Source organism: Bradyrhizobium sp. 172 (assembly GCF_023101065.1).
GTDB classification, from domain to species: Bacteria; Pseudomonadota; Alphaproteobacteria; order Rhizobiales; family Xanthobacteraceae; genus Bradyrhizobium; species Bradyrhizobium canariense_D.
This window is the reverse complement of the sequence record NZ_CP064701.1, coordinates 6504510-6522750: the sequence shown is the minus strand read 5'-3', so window position 1 is coordinate 6522750 and position 18241 is coordinate 6504510. Positions and strand designations below refer to the sequence as shown.

At 58.0% G+C, this 18241-nt stretch carries 9 protein-coding genes and 3 pseudogenes; 7 read left to right on the top strand and 5 right to left on the bottom strand.

What is annotated here, in order from left to right; genetic code table 11:
* Nucleotide 1 precedes the first annotated feature (1 nt).
* Nucleotides 2-1222 carry an IS701 family transposase gene (locus IVB07_RS31095; protein ID WP_247285483.1) on the top strand — a complete coding sequence of 407 codons (1221 nt, stop codon included), beginning with the start codon at nucleotides 2-4 and terminating at the stop codon, nucleotides 1220-1222.
* Nucleotides 1223-3377: 2155 nt separating this feature from the next.
* On the opposite strand, the gene IVB07_RS31090 is transcribed toward IVB07_RS31095, so the two are convergent.
* On the bottom strand, nucleotides 3378-3599 hold the full coding sequence (locus IVB07_RS31090; RefSeq protein ID WP_157642944.1) for a hypothetical protein: 222 nt from the start codon (nucleotides 3597-3599) through the stop codon (nucleotides 3378-3380).
* Between the two features lie 2971 nt (nucleotides 3600-6570).
* Between IVB07_RS31090 and IVB07_RS31085 the strand changes: the two are divergent.
* From IVB07_RS31085 to IVB07_RS31060, 6 genes and pseudogenes are all read left to right on the top strand, one after another.
* A pseudogene (locus tag IVB07_RS31085) lies at nucleotides 6571-7285 on the top strand (radical SAM protein).
* A 50-nt stretch (nucleotides 7286-7335) separates the two neighbouring features.
* Complete coding sequence (panD, locus tag IVB07_RS31080; protein WP_018455497.1) at nucleotides 7336-7689, top strand: aspartate 1-decarboxylase; 354 nt, start codon at nucleotides 7336-7338, stop codon at nucleotides 7687-7689.
* Nucleotides 7690-7775: 86 nt separating this feature from the next.
* Complete coding sequence (locus tag IVB07_RS31075; protein WP_247475704.1) at nucleotides 7776-8930, top strand: 8-amino-7-oxononanoate synthase; 1155 nt, start codon at nucleotides 7776-7778, stop codon at nucleotides 8928-8930.
* Nucleotides 8927-9559: a dethiobiotin synthase gene (bioD, locus tag IVB07_RS31070; RefSeq protein WP_039799456.1), complete on the top strand. Its 633-nt coding sequence runs from the start codon at nucleotides 8927-8929 to the stop codon at nucleotides 9557-9559. Before IVB07_RS31075 ends, bioD begins: the two co-directional genes overlap by 4 nt.
* Nucleotides 9560-9736: 177 nt before the next feature.
* Nucleotides 9737-10738 carry an aminotransferase class III-fold pyridoxal phosphate-dependent enzyme gene (locus tag IVB07_RS31065; protein WP_247766831.1) on the top strand — a complete coding sequence of 334 codons (1002 nt, stop codon included), beginning with the start codon at nucleotides 9737-9739 and terminating at the stop codon, nucleotides 10736-10738.
* 228 nt (nucleotides 10739-10966) lie between these two features.
* A pseudogene (locus tag IVB07_RS31060) lies at nucleotides 10967-11334 on the top strand (3-methyl-2-oxobutanoate hydroxymethyltransferase); the annotation flags it as partial.
* A 538-nt stretch (nucleotides 11335-11872) separates the two neighbouring features.
* Here the strand turns inward: IVB07_RS31060 and nolL are convergent.
* The 4 genes and pseudogenes from nolL to IVB07_RS31040 all read right to left on the bottom strand — a co-directional run bounded on the left by nolL (nucleotide 11873) and on the right by IVB07_RS31040 (nucleotide 18219).
* On the bottom strand, nucleotides 11873-12994 hold the full coding sequence (nolL, locus tag IVB07_RS31055; protein WP_018455501.1) for a nodulation factor fucose acetyltransferase NolL: 1122 nt from the start codon (nucleotides 12992-12994) through the stop codon (nucleotides 11873-11875).
* A 576-nt stretch (nucleotides 12995-13570) separates the two neighbouring features.
* Nucleotides 13571-14732: pseudogene (locus tag IVB07_RS31050) on the bottom strand (transposase).
* Nucleotides 14733-15324: 592 nt separating this feature from the next.
* A complete protein-coding gene (ectB, locus tag IVB07_RS31045) occupies nucleotides 15325-16587 on the bottom strand; it encodes a diaminobutyrate--2-oxoglutarate transaminase (RefSeq protein WP_018455506.1) in 1263 nt (420 codons plus the stop codon).
* 1203 nt (nucleotides 16588-17790) lie between these two features.
* Nucleotides 17791-18219, bottom strand: coding sequence for a response regulator (locus tag IVB07_RS31040; RefSeq protein WP_051112988.1), 429 nt, complete (start codon nucleotides 18217-18219; stop codon nucleotides 17791-17793).
* Nucleotides 18220-18241 lie beyond the last annotated feature (22 nt).

Sequence of the window (18241 nt, the reverse complement as noted above, 5' to 3'; positions counted from 1 at the left end):
CATGATTCGAATGTCGTGGGCGCGGGCCGCGTCGGTTGAGGCGACGCTTGCGTTGTGGGCGGCGTCGCTTCGAGAGATCAAGCAACGGATACGTCCGTTGTTCACGCAAGAGCGTGTTGCGACGAATGCAGGTCTGTTCCTGGAAGGTCTGCTCGGAGATGAGCAGCGCAAGACCGGTTGGATGCGCGCGGAGGCGGCTGGCGATCCCGGCCCATGGCGGCAGCAGGCGATTCTGGGTCGTGGAGACTGGGACGCTGATGCCCTGCGCGATATCGTGCACGACTATGTCATCGAGCATTTGGCGGATGACGATGCGGTGCTCGTGATCGACGAGACCGGTTTTCTCAAACAGGGCAAAGCGTCATGCGGAGTGGCGCGGCAATACACTGGTTCGGCAGGAAAGATCACGAACTGCCAGATCGGCGTCTTCGCTGCCTACGTTTCGCGTCATGGCCATGCGTTCATCGATCGCGCGTTGTATCTTCCGAAGGAATGGACCGACGATCCAGATCGTCTGGAAGCCACATATGTGCCTGCCGATGTCGGCTTTGCGACCAAACCAAAGCTTGCGACGAGAATGATCGCACGCGCGATAGCCGGGTCTGTACCATTCAAGTGGGTTGCCGGTGATACCGTCTACGGTGTTGGCAACATCGAACAGCAACTACGTCGGGCAGGCAAAGGCTACGTGCTTGGGGTCAGCAGCGCTCATGTGTTTCGATCCTGGGGCAAGCGACCGCCGGTCGCCGGTACGGCTGCAGACCTCGCCCGGACGCGGCGCTCATCCGACTGGAAGCGCCTGTCGGCGGGAGCCGGAACCAAAGGACCGCGGCTGCACGATTGGTGTTATCTCGAATTGGCGGATCTCGAGGCCGAGCAGTCCAACAGTGCAAATGACGGTTTGTGGACACGCGGTCTACTGATCCGTCGTCGCATTGCCGATGATGACCTCGCCTTCTTCACCACCTGGTGCCCAGCGGGAACAGCCATTGAAACGCTGGTCGCGGTCGAAGGCCATCGATGGGCGATCGAGGACAGCTTTGAAACGGCGAAAAACGAGTTCGGGCTCGATCACAACGAGAGCAGATCCTGGCATGGCTGGCACCGTCATGTGTCCTTGGTGATGCTCGCCTTCGCCATGATGGCCGCGATCCGACATCGCGCTAATCCGCCACCGCCCAAAAAAACGAAACGGCGCCCCCCGGCAAAAGCCAAAACATAACCACCCCACCACTGATCCGTTGGTCAATCCAGGAAATCCGCCGCATTGCTATCAGACTTGCGCGGAAGCGGATTCAACCCGCACACATCATCGCATGGTCCTTCTGGCGCAGAGCTCACCAGGCTGCCGCTCAACGCGCCCACTTCAAATCAAAAAAGCAACTGTAATGCTAAGCTAAGCCGCCTCGAGCACGTGCCGCTGCCATTGAAACTGGCGGTTTGCTGGTCCCGAGCGCCCCTTCTCTTGTCGGCAAAGTCCGGTTCTTGAGCAAGCATTCTGCGGATAGCAGCCTGAGCTGACGGATCAACTGCGTTCTACCTCAACTATCACACTTGATTTGCAGCCCCTCGGCAGAAGGAAGTCGGATGAGCTGCTCGTCGAGAGTGGAGAGGTCGAGCCGGGTCATTAAACCAAGTGCCCCCGCTCGAATGCGCCGAAAGCAGCGTAAGCTTTAGAGGCGCGTCTCGAAATGAATCGCCGGATTATCGGGTTCGAACGCGGTGTTTCCCTCAATCATGGTGCCGAGATCAATCTTCAGTCCCTCGCGGGTATAAACTTCCACATCATCTCTTCCAAGGCGCTCACATGAGCTTCTCCATAATCGCTCGTCAGGTCCTGATGGGCCTCATTGCCGGATCGGCGTTCGGCTCTTGGGCAATCGTCAGGCCTGCACCTCGAGCAGACCCAGCTCGCGGATCTATCGGCAGCTCTCTTGCTCCCGCGATGACCGCTGCCCATGCCTAGCACTTGCGCGGACTCGTCTCGGATTACGGTTGTTCATCTAGTCTACTTTCGTTCAACGAGGCTGCGTCCGTCCGACCATGGCATGACGTGCATTCGGGAATGGTGATAAGCGCACCACGATGACAGCTTTTGGCGAGGCCCCGTCACAACGGGGTCGCCGCACATATACGCGGCTCCCGGATCGCCATTCTTGAAACCAACAATCGCCCGGCATTGGCCCTCACAGTGATCGACGAGCAAGACCCTGTTGGATCCATCGGGTCCTCTCACATGACCGCTCCGGGATACCGCATCGATCTCGCGGCGGCTGGTTTGGAACTCAGTGCCCGCAAACGTATTTCGTAGCCTCCAAGGCTGGATTGGTCCTTCTTACATGTGGGCGATCTTGTCTTCATGGGGCCGGCGATTGCGTGGACAGGACAGAAGGTGCGTTCTTCGGCTGAGCGCGATCCTCAGCCGCTTTGGCAGAAGACCTCTCATCGCAAGCGGTCGGCCTGCTCCGCTGGAAGCGGCCGAACATTGGTGCTCCCTAGCTGTGCACTCTACAATCCGACGCTACGTATGATTCAATCCCCCTCCGAGCTTATCGCGTGAATATGTCGAACCCGTATTCGTTTGCCAGGAGCCAGCCGCAAGACGAGCAGGGCGGGAGGCGCTTCACCAAGGCAGTTGGCTTTGGGTATCAATCGTCTGCGGAAGGCGCAGCTCAGGTCCGCTCGAGTGTGCGCGCATAGCGACCCCCCAGTTGGGAGGCTGCTCGTCGGTGGCCACGAGTGATCAAGCGAATCAATCAAGCTTACTTAAATGTGTGGATAGGAGGTGCCTTGGCGACGCAATCGATCGCCCATGGCTGGAATGCTCTGGCGAGTCGGTGCGAATTGGCTTTGTCTATCCAGCCGAGCTCTGCCGCTGTCACCATCGTAATGGGGCTGCTTCCCGGGAGTTGTCGGTGCCGCGGCGGCTGAGAAGATTGGAAACGAGATCAATCGGCAGCCCGTTAACCTGGTCAAAGAGCCAAGCTCCCGTCAGGTAACCCAACAATGACTTCGCCGTTCTAGATAACCTTGAACTATGGACGAGCTCGAAAGGCGTCGTCAGGTGCAGGCCACGCCGGGTTGATCATCGCGGATTCGATATTTGTGGGAAGATTTGCCGAGCGTCACGTTGGAAGGCCTAAGCGGTACTCAGCCCTGGTCCCATTGAGAGCATCGCGGCTCGAGTCCAGATTGGCGCGTTTGCTACAATCGTGTTGGTATTGAAGACTTGCTACGCCGACTACTCCAGGTCGGCCGGGGGAAAGACCGCGGTTTTGCAGGCAATCAAATGGCTGTTGGAACGAGCGGCGCAGTTGGCAATGCTCTCTGATGGATGGCCGAGGCCTTGTAGCGGGCACCGATCGGCGTCCTCCCATTCATCTTGAGGCGCGAGCGATTGTTAGGCCGGCATTCTCCAGCACATCCAAAATCGTTTCAGCAACCGCCCGCGGATCTCGCTCGTCCTCTTTGCTAACGTTACAGGCCAAGGTAGCTGCGATGATCGCGTGCGCTGTTTTGCGCTGGAGGCAATCGTATTCGGCATACTCACCGCAAGTATTGCAGTTGATCACTGGTCGGCCGCTCCAGGGATCGTGCATTGCGATCTCGCACCAGTTATCTGTGTGACATTTCGGACAGAGCATAGATCGAGATTTCCTTGTGGTCTGACCTCGCGCGCTCGCCATGGCCATCAGTTGAACGGCCACTTGCTAGCCAAAGCTGTAGAAGTCATTGCTACTCCGAAGGCCGTGTTGCCCGTCTTTGGATACGACGTGATGGAGGCGGCGGCGGAGGCAATCCAGGCACCCGAAGGCGGCTTCGGCATGAGCGACCAGTCGACGCATCTCTGGCGAGAATGCTGGCAACCGTGTATGCTTGGAGCTACCTGTTTTGGCGTGAGCAAGCTATTGCAGGTTCGCCGCGGCCGCATCACGGCTACGTAAGATGAGTATGGCCTCCAACTTCCATTCCACTCTGAGCTGCGAGGCCCCGATCTCCGGACGGCGACCTTCTGCGTGAGCAATCTGTCAAATCGGGCAACCGCCACGCGAGGATGCTGCTGCGATCTTAGAATCCGGTTCCCCTGCAGCCTGGCTTAGTCGCCACACGTGCAATGATTCGCCGAGGCGACTTCACTGCGGCGCCCGGGACAAGGCGGGCGTTCTGCAATCTGGGCGCCAAATGATACACTCGAAATTGTGTCGCCCGGAAGCTGTTGTACGGCCAAGCACGCTTGCCAACTGTAAGAGACCCTACAATCTGACGCTACGTACGATTCAAGCCCTAATGTCGAGAGTCGCGCATTCGCGCCCTTTGCTGCGCTTGCTGCGAGCGGCTTGTCGCATCGCAGACATCAACAGAGTGGTCGGCAGATAACCGCAAATGAGGTGCTTTTGCGAAAGCCAACCTACGGGATCTTACGTAGGGCATGTGTCGCATTTTCGTGATCTAAAAATTGCATCGTCTTCCGCATGAAGGAAAAAAAGCTGTTCTCAGACGCCAAACATTGGAGAAGCCGTGCTGAAGCGACCCGAAGAAAAGCGGAGTCGCTCGAGGACGACACATCCAGATGCAGGCTCCTCAAGGTCGCTGAAGAATATGATAAGCTGGCTCGCCTCGCGGAGGGGCGGCAAAGAAATGAGCTTGACGGGCAGTTCTGATCGCCACCGGGCGGACGGTTGCACCGATCGTCAACGCCTTGTGACCCCGGCGCGGGTGTCTCTCCGTTGGAGCTCATAGCCCGTTAGCTGAACTGCGAAACTGCGTCATGCGGTAAGGCCAATGAGCTAGGCTGCTGAACGAGTGCGGTCCGCGCGTCCGAGCCTCTGACCATGAATCCATTCTGAGTCGCGGGGCCGGCCACATAGATGACGCATTGACGGTGTCTCAGGCGGCAAGCCGGCTAACCGCTAGACATGAGAAGGATGAGATGAAAGCCCACCGTCAGCTCGTCGAATCAAAAGCCTCTCGCTCGATGAACTGGCGAGGCATTGGCGTCGCGCTTTGCATCATGTTGCTGAAGCCAGGACGTTTGTTTGGGTGACAAAGTAGCCGGTTCGCCGGATCATGCCACGCGAATTGGCTTCCGCCGCCATTTTGGCGTGAGGCGTTTCAGTCGAATTCTGGCATCTTGCACCAAGCACTGCTGAACTCAACGCCATACATTGCGGACATGTTCAGGCGAAGAGGCGAGCAGAAGCTCCTGCTGGCACGGCTTGCCAAGACGGGCCATCATAGATCTCTGCGCAGATTGTCTGCATGAGGCCGGGTTCGGCAACGAAGGCGCGAATGACAAGAAAATTGAAGAGACGATCAGATGTCGAAAGACAAACCGAAGAGAACTCCCCGGTGAACGGTGCGGATAGAACCGATGATCTTCATCCAAGTAGGTTCGGTGCAGATGATCAGCGGTAGCTGGGGCTGCCCATGCCCGGGTGCCCGTTCGATGTGCGACTCGGACAAGACGAGTGGTGCCGAATGCAACTCTATCGGCCAAATGGAGGACGCATGAGGAGGCACAGTGTAGAAAGACTGGAAGCGGGGCGCGTTCGCGAGGGCCAATTCGCCACTGCACCAGGGTCTGGCCCTTCTGGTCTCTTCTTCGTGCAGGGGCCTTGTGGCTGCCAACTCAAGATCATCGGCTTAATCCGTCCGGGATGGGAGCATGTCTCAGTGTCGACGCCACGGCGATCTCCAAACTGGGAGGAGATGTGCCTCGCTAAAGATATGTTTTGGGATGAAGAGGAATGCGTGATGCAGCTGCATCCTCCTCATTCGCAGTATGTGAACAATAGTCGCTATTGCCTGCATCTCTGGAGGCCGACGCGTCAGGTCATTCCGATGCCTCCGGCAGCCTTCGTGGGCATCGTCGGGCTCGGGCCGTCTGAAGCGGCAATTCTGTTTGCGCAGATGAGTGCGACACCTTAGCGGATCTCGCCCCGCCGACGCCAAGTCGGGCGGCGGCGACATAATCGAGAGTCCCGCGGAGTTGCTCACCACAGCCAGGGACGACGAGCACAGCGGCGAGCGAGCCTAGGTGGCCAAGGCCCGCCAAGGGGCCGTCAGCCACTACTCTGCGCCCCAGAGCCCAACCCGCTGCACTTCTGAAAGGGGCGGAAGGTAACGCTCGCAGAGTCGGCTTGTTGAGGCCGCCGTTTGTTGTGCGGAATGTGACGCGCATAACAACACCATTGAGGATTCAGCCAGGTGAGCAGATCTGTCGCTCCGTTATACACGGCGCGCGGCCAAATACATTTGCATCGGAAGAGTCTCCTAGGGGGCGCAACTACCGGACGCACCGCTTAGTTACCTGAGTGAGGCGCGCCCGCGGGGAAATCCTGCATGAGGGGGCGGCGATTAGCCTGATATCGGCGCCATGCCCGCGCAACTCGGCGATATTTCTCGTTCAATACAGGGCAAGAGTGTTGCTTTGCGGAGCTACGCACGACGTTGTCGTCTGTACGATCGAGCGAAAATCTTGAGGGTGCTGTGGAAGTCGAAGGCAATAGCGGCCGCAACGGCGCGCCGGTCCGCCGCGACTGCGAACGTGCCGAGGCGGAGGGGGTTTACGTGCAGCCAATTCCCGAGCTCCTAGTTCAGGCCCAGACCGTTCCTCGCGGTAATTTTGACCCACGTCGAAACCGCAAGCCTGCTCAGATCAAGACCGGCGGCTGTCCTGAAGACTGCGCCTATTGCGCACAGAGCGTGCATTACGACACTGGCCTGAAGGCGACTCGCGCGACGGATCGCGCTGATGTGGTCGCCGCCGCGCAGCGCGACAAGGCGGCCGGGGCGAGTCGCTTCTGCATGGCCGCGGCGTGGCGCAGTCCAAAGGACCGCGACCTCGATAAGGTCTGCGACATGATTGCCGCCGTTAAACGTGTTGGCATGGAGACGTGCGTAACGCTCGGCATGCTCACGCCAAAGCAAGCCGCACGCCTCGCCGACGCCGGCCTCGACTTCTACAATCATAACGTGGACACTTCACCCGAGGATCAACCTGTGGAACGAGGTGAATGGCGTGCCGGTGAAGGTCACGGCGGAGCGTCCCGATCCGATTGCACTGGTGCGCCTGGTGGCGACCGCGCGGATCATGATGCCCAAGAGCGTCGTACGGTTGGCCGCCGGGCGCCAGTACATGAGTGATGAACTCCAAGCCCTATGCTTCTTGGCGGGTGCGAACTCCATCTTTGTCGGCGATGTGTTGCTGACTACCAAAAACCCGCAATTTGACGGTGATGCAAGTTTGTTAGCTCGGCTCGGCATTACGTCTGGACTCGCTTAAGCCATCAGAAGAACGGCGTGCTGCGCGCAAGCCACTAGCGTAGGTAAGAAATGCAGATTGTCTTGATGAAGGGAAAGATTCATTGCGCCTCGGTAACTGAATCCGACCTGCACTTTGAAGGCTCGATCTCGATTGATCGCGCACTTTTGGACGCGGCCGGTATCCTGATTAACGAACGCGTCGAACTCTACAACCTCGAGACGGGGGCACGCTTTGCAACGTTTGCGACAGAAGCGCCGCGAGGGTCCGGCACGGTAGACGTGAACGGTGCGGCGGCGCGACTGGCGATGCCCGGCGATAGGATAAGCATCGTTGCATACGCCTCAGTTGACGAGGCGGAGGCAAGAATCTTCAGGCCGCGCATTGTGCTGGTTGATCGACAAAATCGCATCGTGCCGATTTGAATCCAACAAGCTAATCGCGTAGAGCCCTGTCGTTGGTGGCCAGTTAGGAGTTTTGCGGCGTCGATCCTTGGCTCAGCGAGTGAAGAATGAATACCATCATTGCGGGTAAAGTCACCAGCTATGCGGCAGGCTTGGATGCGCTTAAACACGAGAACCGCCTGCAGAGTCTCAGGCCGCGCACCGGGATTGACTTTTCATCCAACGATTATCTGGCCCTGGCGAGCGCGCCGCGGATGAAAAAAGCGATCGTCACCGCGCTTGAAGCCGGTACTTCGATCAGAGCCGGCGGACCACGGCTTCTGGGCGGCAACTGCGAGGAGCACGAATGCCTCGAAGCAGCAGCGGCGCGGTTCTTCGGCGCGCAGACCGCGCTCTTCTTCGGCGGTGGCTATGTTGCAAAGGTTGCGGTGCTGACAACGTTGCCGCAACGGGATGACCTGCTCGTCCTTGATTCCCTGGTTCACGCCAGCATTCACGAAGGAGCACGAGCTGGCCGAGCCGCGTTTCGAATCACCGCCCATAACGACCCGCAGGTTATCGAAAGCGCAATTTGCGACTGGCGTGCCGCGGGCGGAGCGGGGCAGGTCTGGATCGTAGTCGAGAGCCTCTATAGCATGGATGGCGATTTCGCACCACTTGAAGACCTGCTCGCGATCGCGGACCGGCACGATGCGTTCTTGGTTGTGGACGAAGCTCATGCCACCGGCGTTTACGGCGAGCAGGGGCGAGGGCTCACAGGGCCGTTTGAAGGACGCGAAAATCTCCTGGTTGTTCATACCTGCGGCAAGGCGCTGGGAGCTGCCGGCGCGCTTGTCACCGCCTCTGGCGTGCTGCGCGATTTCATGATCAATCGCTGTCGCCCGTTTATCTTCGCGACCGCCCCTTCGCCGTTAATGGCGGTGGCCGTACGGGAGGCTCTGTTGATCCTGCAGGAGGAGCCGGAGCGCCAACAGCGGCTGGCGAAGCTTGTCGCGTTCACGCATCAGGAGATGGTTGCGCGAGGCGAGAGAAGTCCTTCGAACTCGCAGATCCTTCCCTATATCGTTGGCGAGAATGCCCGCGCCATGAGGCTAGCGTCCGCGCTACAGGCTCGCGGATTTGACATCCGAGGAATCAGACCGCCAACAGTGCCGACCGGCACGGCCCGTTTACGAATTTCACTGACGGTCAACGTCGGAGAGGATGAGGTGCGTGCGATGCTCGATGCCCTCGCTGAGGAGACGGGGGGCGAATCTCGATGAGCCAGCGGATCGTGGTGACCGGCACAGATGCAGGGATCGGCAAATCTGTCTTTTCGGCAGGCCTTGCCCATCTTCTCGGCGCGAATTATTGGAAACCAATTCAGGCCGGTGTTGAAGGAGAGACCGATAGCGAGCAGGTCGCACGACTGAGCGGTCTTCCGGCCGATCGGATCGTTCCGGAGCGTTACCGCCTTAAAACGTCCGCCTTGCCGCACCATGCCGCCGAAATAGACGGAATTCGCATCGACCCCGATTCGCTCGTCCTGCCGCAAACCGGGGAGCGACCGCTCGTCATCGAAGGCGCTGGCGGGTTGATGGTGCCGCTGAATTCTAGTGCACTCTACATCGACATCTTCGAGCGGTGGCGACTTCCCGTCGTGCTTTGCGCGCGCACGCTACTCGGAACCATCAATCACTCCCTGCTCTCGATAGAGGCCTTGCGAAAGCGCCAGATCGACATTCTTGGGATCGCATTCATCGGAGAAAGAAATTCGGAGACTGAGAGCGCAATTTGTGACATCGCGCGGGTGCGTTGGTTAGGACGGCTGCCCTGGATTTCTCCTTTGACGGCAGAGAGCCTGCAGGCTGTCTTCAAAGGCTCGTTTATTCGCGGCGATTTCACGCCATGAAGCCAAACAAGAGGTCGCCAATTTGGCATCCATTCACGCAGCATGCTCTTCACAACGAGATGACCAAGGTTGTGCGTGGCGATGGTGCTTAACTCTACACTGCGGATGCATAATCGAATCATAGATGCAATCTCACCCTGGTGGGTCGTCACTCACGGCCATTGCCATCCGTAGATCGTGAGCGCGATTCAGGAACAGGCCGGCAAGCTAAACCAAGTCATTTTCGCCGGCTACACGCATGATCCGGCTGAGGAGGTCGCTCGGCTCCTTTTGAAACTCACACCCCAAGGCTTGGACCACGTGTTCTACTCGGACAGCGGGTCAGCCAGCGTGGAAGTCGCCTTGAAGATGGCACTCGGTTATTGGCACAATATAGGCGAAGAGCGAACCCGCATCATTGTAGCAGCACTCCTATCACGCGGACACGTTCGGCGCGATGTCAGTTGGTGCCCGCGGTGTCTTCAACGCGGCGTACGGACCTCTCCTGTTCGACGTGACCTCAATCCCGTTCCCTGCGAGCGGCGTGAGCGGGCGACGCTCGATGCGCTTGAGTCAGCATGTCGGAACGAAAATCCCGCAGCCTTTATTGTCGAGCCTCTGATGTTAGGGGCAGGCGGAATTCTGATGTACCCAGCTTGGGTGCTAAGAGATATGAAGCGGATCTGCGAGGCGCCGGACGTTCTGTTCATTGCCGATGAGGTCATGACGGGCTGGGGCCGCACCGGAACAATCTTCGCCTGTGAGCAGGCCAATGTTGTGCCAGATATAGCGTGCTATTCCAAGGGTCTCACGGGAGGGGCGCTGCCGCTCGCGGTGACACTCTGCCGGGCAGAGAGTTTCGATGCCCATTATTCAAAAGACCGTACGCGCACATTCTTTCATTCGAGTTCGTATACGGCAAATCCGGTGGCCTGTGCCGCCGCCAAAGCTAACCTGGATCTGTGGAAAGGCCAGGAATGTCACCGGCGCATCGCTGCGGTCGCAACCATGCAAGAGCAGGCAATTGAAGGATTCCGCGCCGATCCGCGCTTTGCAAACGTTCGCCGTAGCGGCACCATCACAGCACTCGACCTGAAGACGAGAGATACCGGCTATCTCGCAGGCGTCGGCCCGAGGCTTCACGCCTTCTTAACGACCGCAATCTCTTGCTGCGTCCACTCGGTAATACGATTTATGTGATGCCGCCATATTATGTAACAGCAGGTGACCTGGACGAAATTTATGCACGCATCTGTGACGCTGCCGATGCGCTGGCCTGAAGACGCGCGCGGTAGCGCAAGATGAAGGATCCTGAGCTGTCGTCGGCTTCCCGAACGACTTGAGAGAGCCTTGCCATAGACTTTCGAAATGGGCGATTGTGACCTCGCATCTGCAATGTGGGTTCCAAGGAAGGCCGTTTCCAGAGACATGCGGAGGCCGGATCAGATCGAACAGAGCCACATTTCGCAGCTGTCAGTTGAACGCGTCACGATTCCAGTTCTGCAATGATGCAAGGAGGAAAGGCACACCATCGTCATGACCACGGGTTATGATGCGGTGACGGCATGTATCGCCGATCCTGTCGTCGACGTCATTCTTGTCGGCGATAGCGTCGGCAATGTATGCCTTGGGTGTGATGACACTTTACCCGTCAGCATGGGATGATGAATCACCACTTGGAGGCGGTCGCGCGAACAAGGCCTCGCGCCCTGCTTGTAGCTGACATGCCGTTTCTCAGCTTTCATATCAGTCCCGAGGACACGATACGCAACGCTAGAGATTTCCTGCAGCTTGGCACAGACGCAGGCTATGTAGAGGACCGTCAGCTGCTGCAGGAGGGCCTCTCGCGCTGGGCAGCTGATGTCCTTAACGCAGCATTCCCCGCGTCGCAGGAGTCATGTCGTCTTCCGGACGGTTTGCGCGACTCGATCGTAAACTGGACGTCTTCCAAGTCAAGGTAGTGCATGGGCAACTGCGGGCCGAGACGGAGATTCGAACGACTGGGACGTCTCGGATTCAGTACGGCACTCGAAGAAACATTTCGCCGAGTGTGATTGGATTACGTTCGATCGCCAGATCTGGGTCGAAACCCGGCGGCTAGAGGACTGGTACAGCGAAGCTCATCTCACGACTCTCGATTGAACAGACGGACGCAATGGGCTGAGTTCGCCGGTGCCATACAAACCTGAGCAATACACGCTTCGATGGGGTTGCTCTTATGCCGATCACCGGCTCGACGGGCGGCACGCCGTCGCCGTCGAACGCTGTTCCGGGCGTCACAAGTCGATGCCATCGCAATACCCTGCCGTACTCAAACAATTAAATGCAATACAGCTAGTTTATTGCAGGTTTGGCCTGCGGGAGACCTGAGCGTGGCGGCATTCCAACGACGAGCTGAGATAGATATGGAACGCCGCGAACAATCGAGCGCACCATTAGCGCGATCGCAATAATCGAGGCACCGAGCAGACCCGCGATGATCAACCGGGTCGTGAGATCCCAAAGTTCTCCGAATTGTACGAAATCCATGAGACGGAACACGGTACCCTGGACCAGGTAGAGCAGCAGCGTGGTCTGGCCCAACTCCACAGCGATAAAGCGGGCCATCCGATTTGAATGGCCAAGGCTCCAGCATTGCAGCAGGAGTTCGATAACGATTGCTGAGGCAGCTGCAGAGCCAACAAACATCAGAAGCACGTCTTTAGCCGACCGAAGATCGTGAATTACCCCAAGATTATTGTAGACATAGGTGTCCTTGCCCCACGCTAGAAAGCATACGCAAGTGACTATCGAGAGAAATAAGACCAGGAGCGGCTTGTGACGTCGCCATGTACTCGTCCATCGTTCTCTCGATTGAGCAAGCAAGAAGCCGAAGCAGAAGAATGGGTAAGTGAATCTGATCAGGGGTGATATGGAGAATGTCAGAGGCGCGAGTGCGACCAGTATGGCTACGCCAGATATGACCCACGATCGCTGGTCGAGCCTGCTAGAAATCTTGATGAGAAGGTAGGAAACAAACGTGGCCCAGATGAACCAATAGGTGCCAGCGAAATCGTCTAAAAATCCCAAAAGTCCGCTCGTTATGCTGGTCGCGCGCCACAATGCCGCCAGCTTAACGGTCTCCATGAACGTCCACCAAAACAGCATCGGCAGCAAGAGCTGCTTCGCACGGTCGCTGGCGGCTCGAGTGAACGACTTTTGCAGCAGCGATCGAGAAGAAAGATATCCGCTTATCGCCATAAAGAGTGGCATGTGAAACATATAGATCGATTTGTAGTACGGCGAATACCAAAACCCGTCGTCTCGGTAGATGACATACTGGATCAGGTGCCCAACGATCACCAAAAGAATGAGCGCACCTTTCGCGAAGTCTAAGCTCAGATCTCGATCGTTAGCCTCTGTCGTGCGCGAGCTCGGGGCGATCGTTCCAGTCACGCGTAGCAATGTATGAAACATCTAGCTATCTGTTGTTGATGAGCCGGCGGCCCGTTGTTCGGTTCTTCTGCCTCATTTTTGATCCAAACGAAAGGTGATGGCGGGACTTTTTGGAAGGGAGTAAGCTCAGCTTGTTTTAGCCTTCAAGAACGAGCTGTGGGCCGAGCCTCTCTGAATGCCTCAAGGAACTTCGCGGCAGAACAGATATCTAGGTCAAGGTAGTGATGTAGCAGTACGGGCGCGGCATACTATTTGCTGAGGCAGGTTCTGGGAGGAAGACTGTCGCACTCAGTCTCCCACTCAGCCCGACGCATTTCAGACCCGGCAGATGCGTCGGGCTTCTTCCGTCCGCCCAGCATACTTGACATTTGGCCGTCACCTTCGGTTGCCGCCGAGGCGCTCACGCCAATAGGCGCTTCTGATGCTGAACTCGGGCACGCCAACATTGGGGTTGCGGCAGTGTGCTACGCGCGCACACGGAGAGCGGTGCTCTGCAGACTGGGGCAAAAGCCGAGGACCGACCCTTTCTGATTGAGATGCTGGCTCGGTTAGCGTAGCTGACGCCGTGAACAGCGCCGGCGATCTCCCGATGGCTGTTCAACCGGGCCGACGCTGCCGGAATGAATGCCACGCGGCCGTCGTGACGTGGGCAACGGGCTTGATCGTCCTGCGATCGTGGCCGCACGCAGAACCGATCATTGCTTATGCGCCTTCAATCGTCCGACGCCCTTGTTGACCTCGAGCGCCAGCCGTGACCCGTCGCAGGGCCATCCCGCCCGCGTTTGATGTTGCGCGTGACACCGCGAATGGTGCGCATCATGTTCTCGGTGATGTTGTACAGGCAAGCGATGAACGAAGCTCCTTCGGCAACTTCAACCGGACGACAGTCAGGATTTCGTCGAGGCCCGCGAGGATGCTCACAGCTACGCCGAGCCATGCCGATCGACTCGACGCGCGACATTGCGGATCAATTCTTCAGCCATTTCGGCGTCATCGAGCTCCCAGGTTGGCGCAGCACCCGACGGGTGGCCGCATGATGCTCTTTCGGCAGGCGTTCCATGATGTTTGCGCACCTTGTAGATCTGGCAGCGCTGGGTCGTGGCGACCGAACCGAAGGTGCGGCAGATCGCCTTCGACAACGCTCAACAGTCTTGGCACCGCCGGGTCGCGCCCGCGCGAAACCAGATCGTCCAGTAGGGCCTGAAACGTTGCGGCAATCCGGTCGCCCCTTCCACCAGCGCCACGGATGCTTTTTGACTTCGCCGTCGACCCCGATCGCGGTGGCCAGCACAAGATCGTCGCCGAGATGCAGCCCGTCGATTTGGACCACCAGAAAGTCGAGCGCCGACAGATCGGCCGCCATGAAGTCGGCCAGCCGCGCCGTCGGCAGCGCTACGAACCTCCGCGAGGCAGCCGACTTTGACACCCCCCGATCCGGCCGATGCCTGCGCGTCACCCTCCGGCAGCCGGACAGCGCGGGCGAACCGGCGCGTCAACACATTGATCAGCATCAAGTCCATCGCCCAGCGAGCGAGCCAGTGCTCCTGCGCCGCCATTGTCCCAGGACGGAATCGTGACCTCGCGGGCGTTCACGCCCTAACCCGTTCGCAGGCCGCCGTCACATCCGGCTCCGTCATCGTGCCGAGCGCCTCGATCCCTGCCGGAAGGCAGAACCGGTCAAAGCTCGCCTGCACTTTCGCAAACGCTTCGTCCACAGCCCGGTCGCCGGCCAACCAGCCGGTGTGATATCTCTCGTCATCACGTCGCTCTCCTTTGGGGAATCAGCACGCCGAGCCTACCGGCTCAACGGCAACCCCGACCTCTTCAGAAATTCAACAGAACCCGGGACATCCCCACCGCGCGTTCCTTGACGGCTTTCGTCGCAAAGCCGGCCGCGGGATGATTGCTGCTGCGCCTATGCTGTAAACGGCTCGGGCTGGATCGCTGCTGCTCAATCTACGGTCCTAACAAAGTCCGCGCTCGTGCGGCTGGCATCTGGCCACCAAGAAGCCATACACAACATTGGACTCCATTCCGCACAACGAGCTGACCTTCGGCCGACCTCAGACTGGAAAACTTAAATAAGCCACCCCGACCAGAGTCGCTCGCGAGGGCGAGGTTCTATGGTCAAAGGTGCTGCTCGCACTCACGTTGTGGACCGAGGAGGGCAGCAGGCGCTCTCCGCGGATAAGCCGACTCGGCCGATCTCGAATAGCCTTGGCCTTCAGACGTCACCTTCATGATCATCGCTTCAAAACTCCTGACCATTTCGGCGGCAAGCAAGGGCTCACGCCAGTGACTTGTGCGGCGATGCTGTCGGTAGCAACAGTTTCTCTCGTGTGCCTACAAGTTTAGCTTGCTCGGGCTGAATTCAATGTTTCGGTCAATGACTCCTCAAATATATCTAGGCCTTGTCCCAACGTTTCTTGATCGATCGTAAGTGCAGGCAAGAACTTGACAACCTGATCGGTCGGTCCGCATCGCTCGATAATCAATCCCTTTTTAAAAGCTCTATGTGACGTTGCCTCTGCGATTTCGGTCGTTTTGCAATCGAATCCACATACCAAGCCCCGTCCACGAACAGCAAACTTGTTTCCGTGCTGGTGCGCGATAGCATCGAGTCTACGCCGCATAAATGCGCCCAAGCGTCGGACCTGTTGCGAGAGCGTCTGGTTGCGCCAATACAGATTCAAAGCCGCTTTGCCAGAAACGAGTGCAAGGTTGTTTCCTCGAAACGTCCCCGTGTGCTCGCCTGGTTCCCATGCGTCAATCGCTTCTTTGATCAGGAGCATCGATAGTGGCAAACCGTACCCACTCAGCGATTTCGACATTACAACAATGTCTGGCGACAACGCGGCGAACTCGAAACTGAAGAACTCGCCTGTACGGCCACAGCCCATTTGGATATCGTCAACTACGAAAATAGCTCCGACCTCTTTTGCCAAAGCCTCAATTGACTGCAACCATTCCTTACCGGCGACGTTAATGCCTCCCTCTCCTTGCACGGTTTCGACGAGAATGGCGGCTGGAAGATCAGTGCCACTGCTCTCATCCATTAATACCTTTCGCACGTAATCCGCCGGACTGTGAGCGGAGCCAAGATACCCATCATAGGGCATGAACGTTGTGCCGGATAAGGGAATGCTGCTGGCTTTGCGGTAAAAGCGGTTACCGCTCGCGGCTATGGCTCCCAAGCTTTGACCGTGATATCCATTCGTGAAAGAAATGACGTTGTGACGTCCTGTGATCTTACGCGAGAGCTTTAGAGCTGCTTCAACAGCGTTAGCTCCCGTAGGCCCTGTAAATTGAAAGCGGTAGGAAAGATTCCGTTCACGAAGAATGACAGAGCTAAAGGTCTCCATAAATTCGACCTTAGCTGGAGTGGCCATGTCCAAGCCGTGGACGACGCCGTCCGAGTCCAGATACTCGCTGATTGCCGCTTTGATCTCCTGATTGTTGTGGCCATAATTTAGCGCTCCAGCGCCGGACAGAAAGTCAATGACCTTTCGGCCATCCTCTGCGAACATAATCGAGCCGCGCGCCCTGCTGAACACAGCAGGAAAGGAACGTGAGTACGAGCGCACGTTAGACTCTAGCATTTCGACTGTCTTCATTCTGTGCGGCTCGTGTCCTCCAACCATGTCGTCGTCTCCTCGACAAGAAAATCTGCCCGACGAACAAGCGCGCGGCCAACATTGTACAGGATTGGCGGATCATGAGCGCACGGTTCCGGCGCCTCTCGTCGTCCTTTGGGCTCTGCGTAGGGCGTCTGAAAATCAGCTCCAACGGCTTACCCGAGAACCAGGCGGAACAAAGCTACTATGTCTAGTAGTTTTGTCCCCATCCAGCGAGGGCCCCGGCTAAGTCGTCTTTCGCGGGCAGGTTTGCTTAGTCGCGCGCGATCGAAGAATTTGCGCATACAGCGCGGTTAGCTTGGAAGCGGGGAAGTATGTGGGCCGAGAAAGTTCATCGCGACCAGAGGGCCGATGCGCTCCCGGCGACCGCGGAGCCCGCCAGCCGGAGGCGTGTGTTGGATGCTCACGCTCAGGGTCCCGGCGAGTAGAAGGGACAGGGCCGCCGCGGATCTGGCCCGGTGCGCGGGCTTATCGCTCGTCCAGAGCCGCCGCTTTGGGCCTTGCGTTTGGCCGGGATCGGCGCGGAGAGTGGTGGCGTGGATGCGTTCGGCAGCAAAGGCGTGGCTTGAAATTGCTTCGACCAGTGGCATTTGTGTTGCCCTGCAACCCGATTGCGTAGGTTCGGGTGCTTCGGCCCGCCGAAGGGTTGCTGGGAGCGAACGCAAATTGGCGAGTTTGGCGTACACCGCTCGATCCTTCGAAAGCTCAACATCGAAAATGCGGCCTTTGGGTTTCCTGTGAATTCCGAAGCGATCGCCTCGACAGACTGCGGGATTTTGGACGCGATCGTCCCGTCCTGCTCCCGCAAACTCGGTGCCAGATTTGTCTGGAGCGGTGGCACAAGTTTCAGGTGAATTCTTTGTTCTAACGACGTCCTGCCGGCAAGCCGCTGCCGTGGCACTTCGCGCTAAGCTCAGCAAGGATCTTAGGAGTGAAGGTAGGGCGCTCGTTAAACCGATGAGGGCCTCGCCTCCTCTGATTGCGCGATCATACCAAAGGCGCCTTGTCAGGAGCCCGACGTTGCAAGTGCTTCAACCAGATGCCGAAAGTGCAACAACAACGACAGGAATGCGGCAAGAAAGGCGATGGTCCACTGGCACGCGGTAAGCACGGGCAGTCGCGCATTGATCGACATCGTAAGCGCCGCGCGAGTGCGCTTGGTCCAGACTGCTTCCCCATCTTTCACGCGTTCGTTCCACCCTGCTCGCGAAGCGCTGCATCGAGGCAGGCGCTCAACTCCAGGTCAGCAAACGGCTTGGCAAAAAAACCGGCTACGCCCGCGCTCAACGCGCGAGCTCGCGTGCGATCATCTGCGAAGGCAGTCATCAAGATGAACGGTGCAGCGTGGCCCTGGGCTCGCATCTTTTCCAAAAGTTCAAAGCCGCTCATCATGGGCATCTGCACGTCTGCAATGACACAGGACGTGTGGTTCAATTGAGACGACCGCAAGAATTCCTCAGCCGATGCAAACGTATGAACGATGTGGCCCTGCGATTTCAAAAGGTTGTTCAGTGCGGCACGAATCGCAGGATCGTCGTCAATAACGGAAACAGTTGAATACCTAGACAAGACGACCTGTTCTTGGTTGGGCGAAGGCGCTGGCCGACGCATGACGGCCAGCAGAAGGGTGCGC